The organism is Thermomonas sp., from assembly GCF_025993755.1.
In the GTDB taxonomy this organism is placed as follows: domain Bacteria; phylum Pseudomonadota; class Gammaproteobacteria; order Xanthomonadales; family Xanthomonadaceae; genus Thermomonas.
In genome coordinates, this window is the sequence record NZ_JAMQHN010000114.1 from 15,556 (window position 1) to 31,094 (window position 15,539).

Genomic DNA, 15,539 nt, shown 5'->3' on the forward strand with positions numbered 1-15,539 from the left:
CGTCAGTTGGCGTCAGTCGGCGGCTGCCGTCAGGAGGGCCCGCAGCCGCCGATAGCCTTCCACCAGACGCGGGCCGGGACGCCCCAGGTAGGCCTCAGACACCGCGTGGATGCGGCCGTCGCGCACCGCGGGCACGGCATCCCAGCCCTCGCGCCCACTCACCACGTCGCTGCGGTAGTTTTCCTCCTTCACCCCGCACCAGCTCATCACCACCACGTCCGGCAGGGCCGCGCGCGCCTGCGCGGGCTCCATCGGCACGCTCTTCGCATCGACCTCGCCCCACGGGTTTTCCCCGCCGGCGCGCCGGATCAGGTCCGACACCCACGAACGCCGCGCCGGGGCGATGACGGGCTTGGGCCACCACTCCACCAGCACCTTCGGGCGCGCGCCGGCAACCGCCACTTCGGGCATCGCCGCCTCCATCTCCGCCACCAGCGCCGCACCACGCTCCGGCACGCCCAGCGCGTCCGCGATCTCCCGGACGTTGGCGTACACGTCCGCCAGCGACTGCGGATCGCAGACCAGCACCCGAAGCCCCGCCGCACGCAGCGCATCGACCACCTTCTCGTGGCCGGGCACGGTCAGCGAGGTCAGCACCAGATCCGGCTCAAGCGCGTGCACCGCCTCGATATCCAGGTCGAGGTCGCGGCCGGTCTTGGGCAATCCGGCCACGACCTCCGGCGGGTAATCGGAATCGGCGTCCACCCCGACCAGCATCGGCGCGCAGCCCAGCGCGCAGACGATCTCTGTGTTGGAGCAGGTGTGGGAAAAGACGCGCATCAGGTGGAGAACACCAGCTTGCCGCCTTCGGCGTTGACCCGGATGACATCTCCACTTGCGAAACGACCGGCCAGGATGTCCTGCGCCAGCGGGTTCTCCAGCTGCTGCTGGATGGCGCGCTTGAGCGGGCGGGCGCCGTACACGGGGTCGAAGCCGACGTTGCCCAGCAGCTCGAACGCGGCGTCGCTCACGTCCAGCTTCAGGCCGCGCTCGGCCAGCCGCTTTTCCAGCCCGCGCAATTGAATGCGTGCGATCTGCTTGATCTGCGCCTTGTCCAGCGGGTGGAACACCACGATGTCGTCCAGCCGATTGATGAACTCCGGGCGGAAGTGCGCCTGCACCACGCCCATCACCGCCGCCTTCATCTGGGTGTAGGCCTCCGGCGTGCCTTCGCCCGCCAATTCCTGGATCTGGTGGCTGCCGAGGTTCGACGTCATCACGATGACCGTGTTGCGGAAATCCACCGTGCGCCCCTGCCCGTCGGTCAGGCGGCCATCATCCAGTACCTGCAGCAGGATGTTGAACACGTCCGGATGCGCCTTCTCGACCTCGTCCAGCAGGATCACGCTGTACGGACGGCGGCGCACGGCTTCGGTCAGATAACCGCCTTCCTCGTAGCCGACGTAGCCCGGGGGCGCGCCGACCAGGCGGCTGACCGCGTGCTTTTCCATGAACTCGCTCATGTCGATGCGCACCATCGCATCGGTCGAATCGAACAGGAACTCCGCCAACGCCTTGCACAGCTCGGTCTTGCCGACGCCGGTCGGGCCGAGGAACAGGAACGAGCCGGACGGCCGGTTGGGATCGGACAGGCCGGCGCGCGAGCGGCGCACCGCGTCGGAGACGACGGTGATGGCCTCATCCTGCCCGACCACGCGCGCGTGCAGCTGGTCTTCCATCTGCAGCAGCTTCTCGCGCTCGCCTTCCAGCATCTTGCTGACCGGGATCCCGGTCCAGCGGCTGACGACCTGCGCGATCTCCTCGGCGGTCACCTTGTCCTGGAGCAGCTTGAAACCCTTCGTCTCGGCTTCCTGCGCGGCCGCCAGCTGCTTCTCCAGCGCCGGGATCCGGCCATACTGGATCTCGCTCATGGCAGCGTAGTCCTGCCGGCGTTGGGCCGCTTCCAGTTCGGTGCGCGCCGCCTCGATCTGCTCCTTGATCTTCGTCGCGCCCTGCAGGGTCGCCTTTTCCGCTTTCCACACATCTTCCAGGTCGGCGTACTCGCGCTCCAGCGCGTCGATCTCCTGCTCGAGGTCGGCCAGGCGCTGCTTCGATTCGGCGTCCTTCTCCTTCTTCAGCGCTTCGCGCTGGATCTTCAGCTGGATCAGCCGCCGCTCCTTGCGGTCCATTTCTTCCGGCTTGGAGTCGATCTCCATGCGAATGCGCGACGCCGCTTCGTCCATCAAATCGATGGCCTTGTCCGGCAGCTGGCGGTCGGCGATGTAGCGATTGGACAGCGTGGCGGCGGCGACGATGGCCGGGTCGGTGATCTCCACACCGTGGTGCAGGGCGTAGCGCTCCTTCAGTCCGCGCAGGATGGCAATGGTGTCCTCGACCGTCGGCTCGCCCACGAACACCTTCTGGAATCGGCGCTCCAGCGCGGCGTCCTTTTCGACGTACTTGCGGTATTCGTCCAACGTCGTCGCGCCGATGCAGTGCAGCTCGCCGCGCGCCAGCGCGGGCTTGAGCATGTTGCCGGCGTCCATGCTGCCTTCGGCCTTGCCGGCGCCGACCATGGTGTGCAGTTCGTCGATGAACAGGATGATCTGGCCCTCGTTCTTGGACAGGTCGTTCAGTACCGCCTTGAGCCGCTCCTCGAACTCACCGCGGAACTTCGCTCCGGCGATCAGCGCGCCCATGTCGAGACTGAGCAGGCGCTTGCCGCGCAGCCCCTCCGGCACCTCGCCGTTGACGATGCGCTGGGCCAGCCCTTCCACGATCGCGGTCTTGCCCACGCCGGGCTCGCCGATCAGCACCGGGTTGTTCTTGGTGCGCCGCTGCAGCACCTGGATGGTGCGGCGGATCTCCTCGTCGCGACCCACCACCGGGTCGAGCTTGCCGCCCTCGGCGCGCGCGGTCATGTCGATGGTGTATTTCTCCAGCGCCTGGCGCGCGTCCTCGGCGTTCTCGTCCTGAACCGCCTCGCCGCCGCGCAACTTCTCGACCGCCAGCTCGAGCTTGGCCCGGTTGCCGCCCGCCGCCTTCAGCGCCTTGCCCGCGTCGCCGCCGTCATCGGCCGCCGCCAGCAGGAACAGTTCGCTGGCGATGTAGGCGTCGCCGCGCTGCTGCGCCAGCTTGTCCGTCACGTTGAGCAGGCGAATCAGGTCGTTGCCGGCCTGCACGTTGCCGGCCTGCCCGGACACCTTGGGCAACCTGTCCAGCGCCTCGGCGAGGTGCTCGCGCAGCAGCGGCACGTTGACGCCCGCCTGCGCCAGCAGCGGGCGCGTGCCGCCGCCTTGCTGGTCCAGCAGCGCCAGCAGCAGGTGGGTTGGTTCCACGAAATTGTGATCGCGCCCCACGGCCAGCGACTGGGCGTCGGCAAGAGCTTGCTGGAAGCGCGAGGTCAGTTTGTCCATGCGCATGGGAAAGTCTCCGAAATCCAATGGCCGGACGACCCGGCAATGCCTTCAAGATGCGGTCAGAATCGGCACTTCCAAGCCCTGTTGCGCCGGTTTTCAGCGCCTTCTGTCCGCAAATGGCGGGTTCGGGCGTATTACAGGGCAGCCCCACGCCTTGAGGTGAACGTCCTTGTCCCGTGCACTCCTGTGGATTTCCGCGCTCCTGGTCGGCATGACCGGCTGCCAGGCTCCCGACGACGCCAGCGCCGCGCCGTCGCCGACCGCTTCCGCGCCGACTGCCACCGCAGCTTCCGGCACCGATCCGGCCCAGCCCACGAACACGCGCTGCGTGAAGCTGGATGACTGGCTCGCCGCCAGCAAAGGCACCTTCCAGGCCACGAACAGCATCGAAGACGACGCCTGGCTCGCGCGTCTTGCGGTGACGGTGGACGGCAAGACCTTCAGCGACAGCGTTCGGCTGCCTGCGGAGGATCTTTCGGCCGTCACCACCGAAGAGACGGACACGCCCGAATGGACCACGGTCTGCGGGGGTCACCTTTTCGTCCTCGCCCTGCCTTCCGAACGCGACGGCACGGTACTGGTCGGCAACCTGACCGGCGGCAAGCTGGCGCTGACCGCAAGCGACTACATCAGCGGCGAAGAAGACGGCCCGCCCACGGTGCGTCTGGAGAACGGCAGGCTGACCGTCGCCACGCCTGCGGGAAGCATCGCGCTGGTCGAGGAAACCGACCCCGACGCCGAAACGCCGCACGGCTTCGTCGCGGATTCCCTGGCCTGCAAGACCGAAGACGACGCGGGCAGCACCGACATCCGGCTGCCTGTCGATGCCGAAGGCCGGATCACCGGCCTGCACTACCTGTCGACCATGCCCGGCGGCAACAGCTGCAGCATGGACGCCGACCGCGGCGACGACGACACCACCTGGACCGTCCGGGGGAACCGCACCGACATCGTCTGGAACGACCAGGATTACCCGTCGCACGTCACCATCACCCGCAACGGCGACGACATCACCATCGACGCCAGCCGCACGTCTCCAACGCCGTTCTGCGGCCAAAGCGCGCAGCTTGCCGACGTGATCAAGCTGCGCCGCGGCACCGCATCCTGCACCTCCGTGAAGTGGCCACAATGAACCGTTTGCCGCCTGCCGTCCTCCTGCTCCCCGGCATGAAAGTGATCTACCCGGACGGCTATGATCCGGAAACCCTGAAGCGCGGGAGGAACCTGTGGTGAAGCTCTTGTCCCATCGCCTCAACTGGCTGCCAGCGACCCTCATGGCCCTGGGCATGACGGCCCTCCCCGCACTGGCGCACGACTCCGCCCCGGCGGCACCCTCGACGATTCCCGACGCCGTGCTGCGCCAGATCGGCCTGACCAACGCCAATTGCAACCCCGGCAAGGCCGCGTTCTCCGACGACGGCAAGCGCCTGGCGCTGAACGTGGACTGCGGCGAAAGTCGCCTCGGTCGCCGCGTCTGGATCATCGATCTGTCGTCCAGCACCGCCACGCCGGCGACGCCGCCGCTGGGCGCCAGCGATCCCAACGGCGAAACCATCGTCCAGGACGGCACCGAAGTGCAGTGGTCCGGCGACACCTTGTACGTCGCCACCTCCATGGAAACCCGCGCCGCACGCAAGGGCGACCCTGCTTATTGGCAGGAACGCTACTTCAGCGTGAGGCCCGGGCAGGCGCCGAAGGCTCTTCGTCAACAACAGATTCCAGGCTCCGTCAAGGCGAAATTCGAGCACCCCTTCGGTCGATTCCCGGTCGAAGAGGTTCTTCCCGATACCGACAACAACGTGGTCGCCGATGGCATTTTCCGAATCGGCAAACACCTGGTCTGGATTTCCAGCGACGCGAACGACCGCGTGACGCTGCGCACGCGCGTCGGCAAGGGTGCGATCCGCGACCTTGCCAGCGGTGGCTGGGAGCTGTCTTCGCTGCAATACGACTCCCGCCGGCTGATCTACCCCAGCCGCAACGGCATCATCGTCTTCGACCTCGATGCCGGCCAACCCACCCGGATCACGTTCACCCACGCCGACGCTCGGCCAGTCGCCTGGCAGCCCTCCAGTCACTCGCTCTCCTACACCGCCACCCGTGGCTGCGACGGCAAGGCGCAGCCCGGCAACCGCGTGCTTTGCCTCCTCGTCGTGCCCTGACGCGATGCGTCTGCTTGCGTCGATCCCCGTCGGGGTGCTGTTCGTCCTGGCCCTGTTTGCCGGAATCGGACTGTTGATGTGGTACGGCAGCCGCATCCGCAAACGCGACGCAAACGACACGTCCCGGCCCTGGGTGCCCGCTCGTGCCGTTGTGAAAAGCGTGCAGACCCTGGGCCCACCGGGCGCAAACGGCAGAGTGCCGGTGCGGCTGTGGGTACAGATCGACGACTTCACGTCCTCAGGCCGACACACCAAGGCTCCCGTCGATGCGGAGATTCCAGCCAGCTCGCTCGGCCGATTCGGCGACAGCACGGTGGTCCGCCTGCTGCACCATCCGGACAACAAACTGGTCTGCAAGCTCGACGGCGACATCCCGCTGGACCGCGAGTCGGCCGGCACAGGTTGCGACAACCCATGACAACCTCACCCAATCCCGCAGCTCTCCCGCCCATGCGCTTCATCGCGGCCGGCGAAAGCCGCGCCTCGTTGCCGAAACTCGACGGCAGCCTGTGGGTGACAGGAAGCAACGGATCGGGGCAGGTCGGACTGGACGCACGCCAGGACACTCCGATATTCGAATCGCTGAATTTGACGAGCCCGCAGGACGCTTGACCGAGGCTTCGGTCATCTTCGCGCCATCGGCGCGCAATCTCTCGTTGGACAGGCATTACAAGAACCGGTGCCGCACCTCGGGGACCGGGATGGTGCAGCTCTGGTGGCGGCCGAACCAGCGATAGCGGTTTCGCGCGAACCAGCGATACGCGCCGTCGCGCAAGCCACGCGGAACGATCCGCATGACGTTGGCCAGCCGCCAGATCCCGCCCAGACCCGCCAGCACCCGCCGCGCCGCTTCGCTGTCGGAACTGATGCGCGGTGCACCGGGCCGGTCGTATTCCACGAGCAGGAACGACACCGGGTCGTCCGGATTCAGGCCATTGTCCAGCAACAGGGCGCGGCCGGCATCGGATTGCATGGCGGCGAAGTGGTAGCGCTGCGCCTTGTCGTGCTTCAGGAGGAACCCGATCGAGCCGTTGCAGAACGCGCACACGCCATCGAACACGACGATGGCCCGCATATTGTCGTCAGCGTCCGCCATCGGTAGCCTCCGGCTCCAGCCAGCCTTCGTAGCGCACGATCAGTCCCATCAGCGGCAAGGCGGCCTCGACCAGAAATTCATAGCGCCCTTCCTGCTCGCTCTCGCGGCAGCGCACGCCATCGAACAACCTCTTCGGCAACGGCAGCACGCCGAACAGCCGCGCGCCGGCGACCTGCCACCACAGGACGCCGTCCTCGCCCGCATGCAGCCAGAACCAGAACTGCATCGGACCCAGCCGTTCGCGCAGCAGGCCGTCACGATAGGCCAGCTGCGAAATCATCTGCCTGCCACCGAAATCGCGCCGCCAGGTTTCCCCCTGCTGGCTGGCTTCGAACGTCACCGTGGTCGGCACCGCATCGCCCGCCGGAGGCAGGCCCGCCGTACGCGCGCACAGGCGGGCCAGCGGATTGGTGCCGCACTCGATGCGGCTGATCCCGCGATAGCGCGCCTGGCCTCGCACGGAATGCAGCCGCCGCACGCACGGCGCCGTCCAGAAAAAGGCCGCACCCAGCGCTTGCTGGAACAGCGTCGGCATCGAAGCCCCGTGCATCGTCTCGACCACCCCCTGCGGTGAAACGCCCCCTGCCACGCCCGTCGGTGCATTCACGATACCGATGGAGCGTGTTGCGTTTGGTCAAGGTACACCCTGCACCGGGCGGCATCCAGCGATCAGGCCGATCGCCATGCCAGCGTCGCCATGCGCCCGCTGCGACCGTCCCGGCGGTGGGAAAAGAACCGCGCCGATTCGGAGATCGTGCACAGCCCGCCGCCGTGGACTTCGATGACGCCGGCATCCAGCAGGCGCTGTCGCGCCAGCGTGTACAGATCGACGCGCCAGTGCCCGGGCCGGGTGGGCAGGAAGGCCATCCGGGCGCGGGCATCGCGGGCGCGGAAGGCCTCGAAGACCTCCTCGCCGACTTCATAGGCCTGCGGCCCGGCCGCGGGGCCCATCCAGGCGATCACCTCCTGCGCCGGCGTCCGCATGGCGGCCACGGTGGCCTCCAGCACGCCGGCGCACAGGCCGCGCCAGCCGGCGTGGGCGATCCCAAGTTCGCCGCCATCGCGGGCCGCAAACACGACCGGCAGGCAGTCGGCGGTGAGGATGGCCAACACGACGCCGGGCGTCGATGCGATGGCCGCATCGGCTTCCGGTTCGTCGAAACCCGGCTCACGCGCCACCGCCGTGCCGTGCACCTGCCGCAACCAGCGTGGGGAAGAAGGCAACGCCAGCGCGGCGTCCAGTTGCCTGCGGTTCTCCGCCACCGCGCCCGCCGCGTCGCCGCAGCGCGATCCGAGGTTGAAGGTGTCGAACGGCGCCGGCGATACGCCCAGTCCGTGGCGCAGCGTGACCAACGCCCGCACGCCGAGCGGGGCCGGCCAGTCGGCTTCAAGGAACGCCTTCACCGGCGCGCACGCTCCGCCTCGGTGTGGATCGCCGCATCCTCGCGCAGCGCCGCCAGCAAACCGAGCAAATCGACCGGCAGCGGCGCCTCGCAGCGCAGCGGCGCACCGCCGACGGGATGCTCGAACTCCAGCACCTGCGCGTGCAGGGCCTGCCGCCGAAAGCCGCGCAACGCGGCGACCAGGGTGTCGGAGGCGCCTTTCGGCAGCCGCAGCGACCCGCCGTACAGCGGATCGCCGACGATCGGGTGCTTCAGATGCGCCATGTGGACGCGAATCTGGTGGGTGCGCCCGGTTTCGAGCCGGCATTCCAGTGCGGTATGGGCGCGAAACCGCTCGCGCAGCCGGTAGTGGGTGACGGCCGGCTTGCCGTCCTCGCGCACGCCCATCTTCAAGCGGTCGCGGGGATGGCGATCGATGGGCGCATCGACCGTGCCGCCCGACACCAGCGCACCAACCACCACGGCTAGATACTGTCGGTGCACGTAGCGCGCCGAGAGCTGCGCGACCAGGGCGGTGTGCGCCTGAAGGGTGCGGGCCACCACCATCACGCCCGACGTGTCCTTGTCCAGCCGGTGCACGATGCCGGCGCGCGGCAGCCGCTCCAACGCCGGGTCGTGGTGCAGCAGGGCGTTCATCAAGGTGCCGCCCGGATTGCCGGCGCCCGGGTGCACCACCAGTCCCGCCGGCTTGTCCAGCACCAGCAGGTGCGCATCCTCGTGGAGGATCTGCAGGGGGATGTCCTCGGCCTCGGCCACGGTCTGGACGCTGTCCACCGCCGCGACCTCGATCCGCTCCCCGCCGTGGACCGCATCCCGCGGCCGCACGCGTGCGCCGTCCAGCAGCACGTCGCCGGATTTGATCCAGCCCGCCAGCCGCGACCGCGAATGTTCGGGAAACAGTTCCGCGATCACCTGGTCCAGCCGCCGACCGGCGGCTGAATCCGGGACAACGGCGAAACGATGGCCGGTCTGGGTCATGAATGTTCGCGCCTGCGGAAAGGGTGGCGGTCCCGAAACCGGGCCGGGTGCTGGTATTATCCAGCGTTCACGCCCCCGGCGCCCGCTTGCATGCCCATGATGCCCCGTTCCGCCCTGCTGCGCCCCGCCCTCGTGCTCGCGCTGGTTCTCCTCGTCACCGGGTGCTCCGGCATCAAGAACATGTTCAAGGACGAGGACAAGAACGAGGGCGTGCCGGTCGGCGAGTTGTACGACCGCGCCCACGACGCGATGACCAAGAGCCACTGGCAGACCGCCAACGAGACCTTCGGCCGCCTGATCGCCCAGTATCCCTACGGCCCTTACACCGAGCAGGCGCTGATGGAGCAGGCCTACGCCCAGTACAAGGCGGGCAAGCACGAGGACGCCGTCGCCAGCATCGACCGCTTCATCCGCACCTACCCGACCCACCGCAACATCGCCTACATGTACTATCTGCGCGGTCTGTCCAACCAGGCGCGCAATACCGTCTTCCTCGCGCGCGCCTTCAATCTCGACACCAGCACCCGCGATCTCGACGCGCCGCTGCAGGCCTACGCCGACTTCAACACCGTCGCCACGCGCTATCCCAACAGCCGCTATGCCGGCGACGCCCGCCAGCACATGGTGTTCCTGCGCAACGCCTTCGCCCGCTTCGAGTTCAACATCGGGGCGTATTACCTGCGCCGCGGCGCCTGGGTATCGGCCGCCGACCGCGCGACCTACCTGCTGGAAACCTATCCGCAGAGCGAATACCAGAACGACGCCGTGGCCCTGCTGGGCGCGGCCTACACCAAGCTGGGCAACGCGGCGCTGGCGGCGGACGCCCGCCGGGTTCTGCAGCAGAACGATCCGCAGCACCCGTGGCTGACCGACAGCGATTGGCCGCATCCCCCCAGCACCTTCTCCCGGCTCAATCCGTTCCGGGCCGACTCGCGCTGATCATTCCCGCCAGCCGCTGGTGATCGGATAGCGCCGCTCGCGGCCGAACGCACGTCGGCTGACCTTCGGCCCCGGCGCGGCCTGGTGCCGTTTCCACTCGCTGATCCGCACCAGATGCAGCACGCGCGCGACGACCGCCGGATCGAACCCGGCGGCCACGATCTCGGCCAGCGACTGCTCCTGGTCGACGTGGCGCTGCAGGATGGCGTCGAGCACGTCGTAGGCCGGCAGCGAATCCTGGTCGAGCTGGTTGGCGCGCAGCTCGGCCGATGGCGGGCGATCGATCACCGCCTGGGGGATCACCCGGTCGCCGACCGTGTTGCGCCAGCGCGCCAATTCGTACACCTCGGTCTTGTACAGGTCCTTGATCGGCGCATAGCCGCCGCACATGTCGCCGTAGATCGTGGCATAGCCCACCGCATACTCGCTCTTGTTGCCGGTGGTGAGCAGCAACCCGCCGAACTTGTTGGCCAGCGCCATCATCAACGCACCGCGGGTGCGCGACTGCAGGTTTTCCTCGGCCACGTCGGCCGGCCGGCCCTCGAACGCCCCTGCTAGCGCATCGAGGAAACCCTGGAAGGGCGGCTCGATCGGCAGGTCCAGCAGGCGCACGCCCATTGCCTCGCACTGCGCCTGCGCCAGCTCGTTGGACAGCCCGGCCGTGTAGCGGGACGGCATCCGCACCGCCGTGACGTTCCGTGCGCCCAACGCATCGGCGGCGATGGCCAGCACCACCGACGAATCGATGCCGCCGGACAGCCCGACCCACGCCTTGTCGAAGCCGTTCTTTAGGCAGTAGTCGCGGGTGCCGCGCACGACCGCGCGCCAGGCCAGCGCATCGCGACTTTCATCGCCATCCTCGCGCCAGACGATCGGCGTGAAACAGCGCGACCCGGCATCGAAATCCAGCACCAGCCACTGTTCCTCGAACGCCGCTGCGGCCGGATGCACGACGCCGTTGCCGTCCGCCACCACCGAGGCGCCGTCGAACACCAGCGCGTCCTGGCCACCGACCAGGTTGAGATAGGCGATCGCCGCGCCGGTCTCCTGCGCCCGCTGGACCAGCAGGGCATCGCGCTGGGCGTGCTTGTCGCGCTCGAACGGCGAGGCGTTGGGCACCAGCACCAACTGCGCGCCCGCCGCCACGGTGGACGCCAGCGGTTCCGGGAACCAAAGGTCTTCGCAGACCAGCACCCCGACCTTGACGCCGTTCACCTCGACCACGCAGTCCTCGCGATCGGGATCGGTCTCGAACCAGCGGCGCTCGTCGAACACCGCGTAGTTGGGCAATTCGCGCTTGCGGCACGTCTTCTCGGTGCCGCCATCGCGCAGCACGCTGGCGGCGTTGTAGACCACGCTTCCGGCCGCCTGCGGATGGCCGACGATCGCGACAATGCCGGCCGTTTCCCCGGCCAGCTCCTGCAGCGCCTGCTCGCAGGCATGCAGGAAGGATGGGCGATAGAGCAGGTCCTCGGGCGGATAACCCGACAGCGCCAGTTCGGGGAACAACACGACATCGGCGCCGTAGTCGTCACGTGCGGACCGGATCATCGCGCCGATCCGCGCGCGATTGCCGGCCACGTCGCCGACCGGGAAATCGAATTGCGCCATCGCGATACGCAGCGTATTGGCCATCGGTCAAATCCCGGAAATCAGCATGTCGAGGGCCGCCATGATGGCGTGACGCTCGTGGGAAAGATCGGCTTCCTGCCGGCCCAGCATCTGGATCGGCACGTTGGTGATCTGCGCCGTGTCCATGACCACCCGCTTGCCCGCAACCTCCAGCAAGGGCATCAGCCCCTGGATCAGCGGCCCCGCCTGTTGGAGCGCAATCAACGGTATCACCGCGCGGGAGTCGGCAATGTCGATCAAGTCGCTTTGCACGTTTAACCAATACGGGATGGCGCGCCTGGAGGCCGCGTCCGCATTCGCATACACGCAGAACTGGCTCATGTCGCGGACGATGCCTTGAGCGATGCCTTGAACGCGCGAACATGATCACCGGCAAGCCCGTCACGGGCGATCCTTGCGTTGTACGCGGCAATCGCCTCGCGGTTTTCCTCCAGCCACTGTACGCGTCGACGCGCGCGCACTTCCGCCTCCAGCGCGCGTTCCAGCGTGGCGGACAGGTTGATCTCCAGCGCCTTGGCGTCCTCCAGCAAGCCCTGGTTGATACTGACGTTGGTGGCGCGCTTGCCGTAGTTGGCATATTCACCCAGAATGCGCATGACATGCTCCTCTCAAATACGCATTCATAATACGTATGAGTCACGTATACGTCAAGTGCGCCCTCGCTCGGTTCGCCTGCCGTCAGCTTTGCGCCGTCGTACTCCGCTAAACTGCGCGCCCCCTTCCATCGCCGTGCCCATCGGGTGCGGCCAGCACGACGGAGCCTCGCATGGGCCTGGATCACGTCCCGAGCGGCCGCAATCCGCCGGAAGAAATCAACGTCATCATCGAAATCCAGAAGGACGCCGATCCGGTCAAGTACGAGGTCGACAAGGAGTCCGGCGCGATCTTCGTGGATCGCGTGCTGTCCACGCCGATGCGCTATCCGTGCAACTACGGCTACGTTCCCCATACCCTGTGCGGCGATGGCGACCCGGTGGACGTGCTGGTGATCCTGCCCCTGCCGCTGGTTCCGGGCGCGGTGATCCGCTGCCGCCCGGTCGGCGTGCTGAAGATGCGCGACGAGGCCGGCGGCGACGAGAAGATCCTGGCCGTGCCGATCGACAAGGTGTTCGCCGGCTACGCCCACATCGACGACATCGACAAGGTCAGCCGGCACTGGCTGCAGCGGATCGGCCATTTCTTCGAGCACTACAAGGATCTCGAAGACGGCAAATGGGTCAAGCTCGACGGCTGGGGCGACGCCGCCGAGGCACGCCGGATCCTGGGCGAATCGATGGCCCGTCACCAGACGACCGAGGACAAGCCGCGGTTCTGAGCCGCGGATCGGTTCGACAGCCCGGGTTCGGCAGCCCGGGCTGGATACGCCTCAGGGCTGGCCGTCGGCGCGATGCGGGTACCTGGCGAAGATGCCCGACACCGCGGCATCCAGCGTTGCCAGTTTTTCCTCGGGCTTGCGCTGCCGCGCCTCGGGCGCGCTGGCCGATCCCGTCCACACCATGCGGTTGCGGGCGCCATCCACCAGATCCACGGTCAAGGTCGCTTCGCGCCAGGTGCTGGCCATGGTTTCGTCGTACCAGAACGGAATCGCGACGTAGCTGCGCGCCCGGTAGTTGTACACCCACTGCACGTCCGTGCGCGGCACCGACCAGACGCTGGTCCGGTTCTGCACGTCGGCATGGAAATTCACCAGCAGATCGGCGCCTTCGGCGGCATAACGGTAGCCGCGCGCCTCCATCTCCTTGCGAACGTCTTCCTTGATGCGCTCGGACACCCAGGACGAATAACCGGACTGCTCCATGGCGATCGGCTGGTAGAAGCCCCAGGTCCGATACTGGCTGAAGTTGATGGTCGGGTCGGCATCGGTGCGCACGGTGGGGCCGGTGGCACAGGCCGACAGAGCCAGCGTTACGGCAACGAGCAGGGATCCGGCAAGGACGCGGGCGGTGCGGAACATGGGGCGGCTCCGGCAATCTGTCTGTGCCGAATCATCGCACCCGAACCCCGACGCTGCCTGAACGCCGATCACGACTTCGGCCAGAATGCAGACGCCCCGCGATGCGGGGCGTTGAGGACATTCCGATTGCCGGAACGCGCCGGCGTCGCGTCTTCAGTGCTTGAGGTTCTTGCGCAGCCGCTCCAGCGCCTGCAGCTGGGCCGTGACCTCGGCCAGCTTCTGCTGCGCCTCGGCGATCTCCATCGCCTCGCTGCGGCCGGCCAAGATGCGCTCGGCCTCTTCCTTGGCCGCCCGCACCGCCGCCTCGTCGATGTCCTGCGCGCGCACCGCGGTGTCGGCCAGCACCGTGACGACGGTCGGCTGGACTTCGAGGATACCGCCGGACACGGCAATATCGACCGTCTCCCCACCCGGCTGGTGGACCACGATCTTGCCGGGCTTGAGCCGGGTGATCAGCGGCGCGTGCTTGGGCGCGATGCCCAATTCGCCCATTTCGCCGGTGGCCACGACCAGTTCGGCCTCGCCGTGGAAGATCTCGGCCTCGGCGCTGACGATGTCGCAACGGATGGTGGATGCCATGACGATTCCTTACGCCGCGATCTTCTTGGCCTTCTCGACCGCTTCGTCGATCGAGCCGACCATGTAGAACGCCTGCTCCGGCAGGTGGTCGTAGTCGCCATCGACGATGCCCTTGAAGCCGCGGATGGTGTCCTTCAGCGGCACATACTTGCCCGGCGAGCCGGTGAACACTTCCGCCACGGTGAACGGCTGGCTGAAGAAGCGCTCGATCTTGCGCGCGCGTGCCACCGCCAGCTTGTCCTCTTCCGACAGCTCGTCCATGCCCAGGATCGCGATGATGTCCTTCAGTTCCTTGTACTTCTGCAAGGTGGCCTGCACGCGGCGCGCGGTGTCGTAGTGCTCGTTGCCGATCACGTTCGGATCAAGCTGACGGCTGGTGGAATCCAGCGGGTCCACCGCCGGGTAGATGCCCAGCGAGGCGATGTTGCGGCTCAGCACGACGGTGGCGTCCAAGTGCGCGAAGGTGGTCGCCGGCGACGGGTCGGTCAGGTCGTCGGCGGGCACGTACACGGCCTGGATCGAGGTGATCGAACCGGTCTTGGTGGAGGTGATGCGCTCCTGCAGCACGCCCATTTCCTCGGCCAGGGTCGGCTGGTAGCCCACCGCCGACGGCATGCGGCCCAGCAGCGCCGACACTTCGGTACCGGCCAGGGTGTAGCGGTAGATGTTGTCGACGAACAGCAGCACGTCGCGGCCTTCGTCGCGGAAGTACTCAGCCATGGTCAGGCCGGTCAGCGCCACGCGCAGACGGTTGCCCGGCGGCTCGTTCATCTGGCCGTACACCATCGCCACCTTGGACTTGGCGTGCTCCTGCACGTTGACCACGCCCGATTCCTGCATTTCGTGATAGAAGTCGTTGCCTTCGCGGGTACGCTCGCCCACGCCGGCGAACACCGACAGACCGGAATGTTCGGTGGCGATGTTGTTGATCAGCTCCATCATGTTCACGGTCTTGCCGACGCCGGCGCCGCCGAACAGGCCGACCTTGCCGCCCTTGGCGAACGGGCACATCAGGTCGATCACCTTGATGCCGGTTTCCAGCAGCTCGGTGGTGCTGGCCTGGTCTTCGTAGCTCGGCGCGGCGCGGTGGATTTCCCACGTGGTGTCGCTGGCGACGGGGCCGGCCTCGTCGATCGGGTTGCCCAGCACGTCCATGATGCGGCCCAGCGTGCCGATGCCGACCGGCACCGAGATCGCGCGGCCGGTGTTGTCGGCGAGCAGATTGCGCTTGAGGCCGTCGGTCGAACCGAGCGCGATGGTGCGCACCACGCCGTCACCCAGCTGCTGCTGAACTTCCAGGGTGATTGCGGTGCCCTGCACCTTCAGTGCGTCGTACACCTTCGGCACGCTCTCGCGGGGGAATTCGACGTCGACGACGGCGCCGATGATCTGGACGACCTTGCCTTGGGCATTGGCGGTATTCATGCTGGTTCCTGA

At 67.4% G+C, this 15,539-nt stretch carries 18 protein-coding genes; 6 read left to right on the top strand and 12 right to left on the bottom strand.

The window, feature by feature from the left end; all coding sequences use genetic code 11:
- Positions 1–12: 12 nt before the first annotated feature.
- Together Q0X16_RS07580 and clpB are read right to left on the bottom strand one after the other, a co-directional pair.
- Complete coding sequence (locus Q0X16_RS07580; RefSeq protein WP_297832823.1) at positions 13–780, bottom strand: helical backbone metal receptor; 768 nt, start codon at positions 778–780, stop codon at positions 13–15.
- Positions 780–3,362 (bottom strand): ATP-dependent chaperone ClpB, encoded by a 2,583-nt coding sequence (clpB, locus tag Q0X16_RS07585; RefSeq protein WP_297832826.1) that lies wholly within the window; start codon positions 3,360–3,362, stop codon positions 780–782. The genes Q0X16_RS07580 and clpB overlap by 1 nt, the downstream gene beginning before the upstream one ends.
- Positions 3,363–3,528: 166 nt before the next feature.
- Between clpB and Q0X16_RS07590 the strand changes: the two genes are divergently transcribed.
- From Q0X16_RS07590 to Q0X16_RS07605, 4 genes are all read left to right on the top strand, one after another.
- Positions 3,529–4,491, top strand: a complete 963-nt coding sequence (locus Q0X16_RS07590; protein ID WP_297832829.1) for a hypothetical protein — start codon at positions 3,529–3,531, stop codon at positions 4,489–4,491.
- 97 nt (positions 4,492–4,588) lie between these two features.
- Positions 4,589–5,521: a hypothetical protein gene (locus Q0X16_RS07595; protein WP_297832832.1), complete on the top strand. Its 933-nt coding sequence runs from the start codon at positions 4,589–4,591 to the stop codon at positions 5,519–5,521.
- 4 nt (positions 5,522–5,525) lie between these two features.
- Positions 5,526–5,939 carry a hypothetical protein gene (locus tag Q0X16_RS07600; RefSeq protein ID WP_297832833.1) on the top strand — a complete coding sequence of 138 codons (414 nt, stop codon included), beginning with the start codon at positions 5,526–5,528 and terminating at the stop codon, positions 5,937–5,939.
- Positions 5,936–6,133, top strand: coding sequence for a hypothetical protein (locus Q0X16_RS07605; RefSeq protein ID WP_297832834.1), 198 nt, complete (start codon positions 5,936–5,938; stop codon positions 6,131–6,133). The genes Q0X16_RS07600 and Q0X16_RS07605 overlap by 4 nt, the downstream gene beginning before the upstream one ends.
- 55 nt (positions 6,134–6,188) lie before the next feature.
- Here the strand turns inward: Q0X16_RS07605 and Q0X16_RS07610 are convergent, their stop codons facing one another.
- The 4 genes from Q0X16_RS07610 to rluD all read right to left on the bottom strand — a co-directional run bounded on the left by Q0X16_RS07610 (position 6,189) and on the right by rluD (position 8,998).
- Complete coding sequence (locus tag Q0X16_RS07610) at positions 6,189–6,617, bottom strand: thiol-disulfide oxidoreductase DCC family protein (protein WP_297832835.1); 429 nt, start codon at positions 6,615–6,617, stop codon at positions 6,189–6,191.
- Positions 6,604–7,224 (bottom strand): DUF4166 domain-containing protein, encoded by a 621-nt coding sequence (locus Q0X16_RS07615; RefSeq protein ID WP_297832836.1) that lies wholly within the window; start codon positions 7,222–7,224, stop codon positions 6,604–6,606. Before Q0X16_RS07615 ends, Q0X16_RS07610 begins: the two co-directional genes overlap by 14 nt.
- Positions 7,225–7,286: 62 nt before the next feature.
- Positions 7,287–8,021: a peptidoglycan editing factor PgeF gene (gene pgeF, locus Q0X16_RS07620; RefSeq protein WP_297832837.1), complete on the bottom strand. Its 735-nt coding sequence runs from the start codon at positions 8,019–8,021 to the stop codon at positions 7,287–7,289.
- Positions 8,018–8,998 carry a 23S rRNA pseudouridine(1911/1915/1917) synthase RluD gene (gene rluD / locus Q0X16_RS07625; protein WP_297832838.1) on the bottom strand — a complete coding sequence of 327 codons (981 nt, stop codon included), beginning with the start codon at positions 8,996–8,998 and terminating at the stop codon, positions 8,018–8,020. Before rluD ends, pgeF begins: the two co-directional genes overlap by 4 nt.
- 96 nt (positions 8,999–9,094) lie before the next feature.
- On the opposite strand from rluD, the gene Q0X16_RS07630 reads away from it, so the two are divergent.
- Positions 9,095–9,937 carry an outer membrane protein assembly factor BamD gene (locus Q0X16_RS07630; protein WP_297832839.1) on the top strand — a complete coding sequence of 281 codons (843 nt, stop codon included), beginning with the start codon at positions 9,095–9,097 and terminating at the stop codon, positions 9,935–9,937.
- Here Q0X16_RS07630 and Q0X16_RS07635 read toward each other — a convergent pair whose 3' ends face one another.
- From Q0X16_RS07635 to Q0X16_RS07645, 3 genes are read right to left on the bottom strand one after another with little or no spacing between them, the layout of a single operon-like run.
- A complete protein-coding gene (locus Q0X16_RS07635) occupies positions 9,938–11,572 on the bottom strand; it encodes an NAD+ synthase (protein ID WP_297832840.1) in 1,635 nt (544 codons plus the stop codon).
- A 3-nt stretch (positions 11,573–11,575) separates the two neighbouring features.
- Entirely contained in the window at positions 11,576–11,890 is a 315-nt protein-coding gene (locus Q0X16_RS07640) for a CcdB family protein (protein ID WP_297832842.1), read from the bottom strand.
- Positions 11,887–12,165, bottom strand: a complete 279-nt coding sequence (locus tag Q0X16_RS07645) for a type II toxin-antitoxin system CcdA family antitoxin (RefSeq protein WP_297832844.1) — start codon at positions 12,163–12,165, stop codon at positions 11,887–11,889. Before Q0X16_RS07645 ends, Q0X16_RS07640 begins: the two co-directional genes overlap by 4 nt.
- A gap of 170 nt (positions 12,166–12,335) precedes the next feature.
- On the opposite strand from Q0X16_RS07645, the gene ppa reads away from it, so the two are divergent.
- Positions 12,336–12,884, top strand: coding sequence for an inorganic diphosphatase (ppa, locus tag Q0X16_RS07650; RefSeq protein ID WP_297832846.1), 549 nt, complete (start codon positions 12,336–12,338; stop codon positions 12,882–12,884).
- A gap of 51 nt (positions 12,885–12,935) precedes the next feature.
- Here ppa and Q0X16_RS07655 read toward each other — a convergent pair whose 3' ends face one another.
- The 3 genes from Q0X16_RS07655 to atpD form a co-directional block, all read right to left on the bottom strand.
- Complete coding sequence (locus tag Q0X16_RS07655) at positions 12,936–13,523, bottom strand: DUF4136 domain-containing protein (RefSeq protein ID WP_297832847.1); 588 nt, start codon at positions 13,521–13,523, stop codon at positions 12,936–12,938.
- Positions 13,524–13,676: 153 nt separating this feature from the next.
- On the bottom strand, positions 13,677–14,102 hold the full coding sequence (locus tag Q0X16_RS07660) for a F0F1 ATP synthase subunit epsilon (RefSeq protein ID WP_297832849.1): 426 nt from the start codon (positions 14,100–14,102) through the stop codon (positions 13,677–13,679).
- Positions 14,103–14,111: 9 nt separating this feature from the next.
- A complete protein-coding gene (gene atpD / locus Q0X16_RS07665) occupies positions 14,112–15,527 on the bottom strand; it encodes a F0F1 ATP synthase subunit beta (RefSeq protein WP_297832851.1) in 1,416 nt (471 codons plus the stop codon).
- Positions 15,528–15,539: the final 12 nt, after the last annotated feature.

What these genes read in the sequence shown, in the direction of transcription:
- Q0X16_RS07580 (WP_297832823.1), bottom strand. Translation starts at nt 780, where the DNA reads ATGCGCGTCTTTTCCCACACCTGCTCCAACACAGAGATCGTCTGCGCG.
- clpB (WP_297832826.1), bottom strand. Translation starts at nt 3,362, where the DNA reads ATGCGCATGGACAAACTGACCTCGCGCTTCCAGCAAGCTCTTGCCGAC.
- Q0X16_RS07600 (WP_297832833.1), top strand. Translation starts at nt 5,526, where the DNA reads ATGCGTCTGCTTGCGTCGATCCCCGTCGGGGTGCTGTTCGTCCTGGCC.
- Q0X16_RS07605 (WP_297832834.1), top strand. Translation starts at nt 5,936, where the DNA reads ATGACAACCTCACCCAATCCCGCAGCTCTCCCGCCCATGCGCTTCATC.
- Q0X16_RS07610 (WP_297832835.1), bottom strand. Translation starts at nt 6,617, where the DNA reads ATGGCGGACGCTGACGACAATATGCGGGCCATCGTCGTGTTCGATGGC.
- rluD (WP_297832838.1), bottom strand. Translation starts at nt 8,998, where the DNA reads ATGACCCAGACCGGCCATCGTTTCGCCGTTGTCCCGGATTCAGCCGCC.
- Q0X16_RS07630 (WP_297832839.1), top strand. Translation starts at nt 9,095, where the DNA reads ATGATGCCCCGTTCCGCCCTGCTGCGCCCCGCCCTCGTGCTCGCGCTG.
- Q0X16_RS07635 (WP_297832840.1), bottom strand. Translation starts at nt 11,572, where the DNA reads ATGGCCAATACGCTGCGTATCGCGATGGCGCAATTCGATTTCCCGGTC.
- Q0X16_RS07640 (WP_297832842.1), bottom strand. Translation starts at nt 11,890, where the DNA reads ATGAGCCAGTTCTGCGTGTATGCGAATGCGGACGCGGCCTCCAGGCGC.
- Q0X16_RS07645 (WP_297832844.1), bottom strand. Translation starts at nt 12,165, where the DNA reads ATGCGCATTCTGGGTGAATATGCCAACTACGGCAAGCGCGCCACCAAC.
- ppa (WP_297832846.1), top strand. Translation starts at nt 12,336, where the DNA reads ATGGGCCTGGATCACGTCCCGAGCGGCCGCAATCCGCCGGAAGAAATC.
- Q0X16_RS07655 (WP_297832847.1), bottom strand. Translation starts at nt 13,523, where the DNA reads ATGTTCCGCACCGCCCGCGTCCTTGCCGGATCCCTGCTCGTTGCCGTA.
- Q0X16_RS07660 (WP_297832849.1), bottom strand. Translation starts at nt 14,102, where the DNA reads ATGGCATCCACCATCCGTTGCGACATCGTCAGCGCCGAGGCCGAGATC.
- atpD (WP_297832851.1), bottom strand. Translation starts at nt 15,527, where the DNA reads ATGAATACCGCCAATGCCCAAGGCAAGGTCGTCCAGATCATCGGCGCC.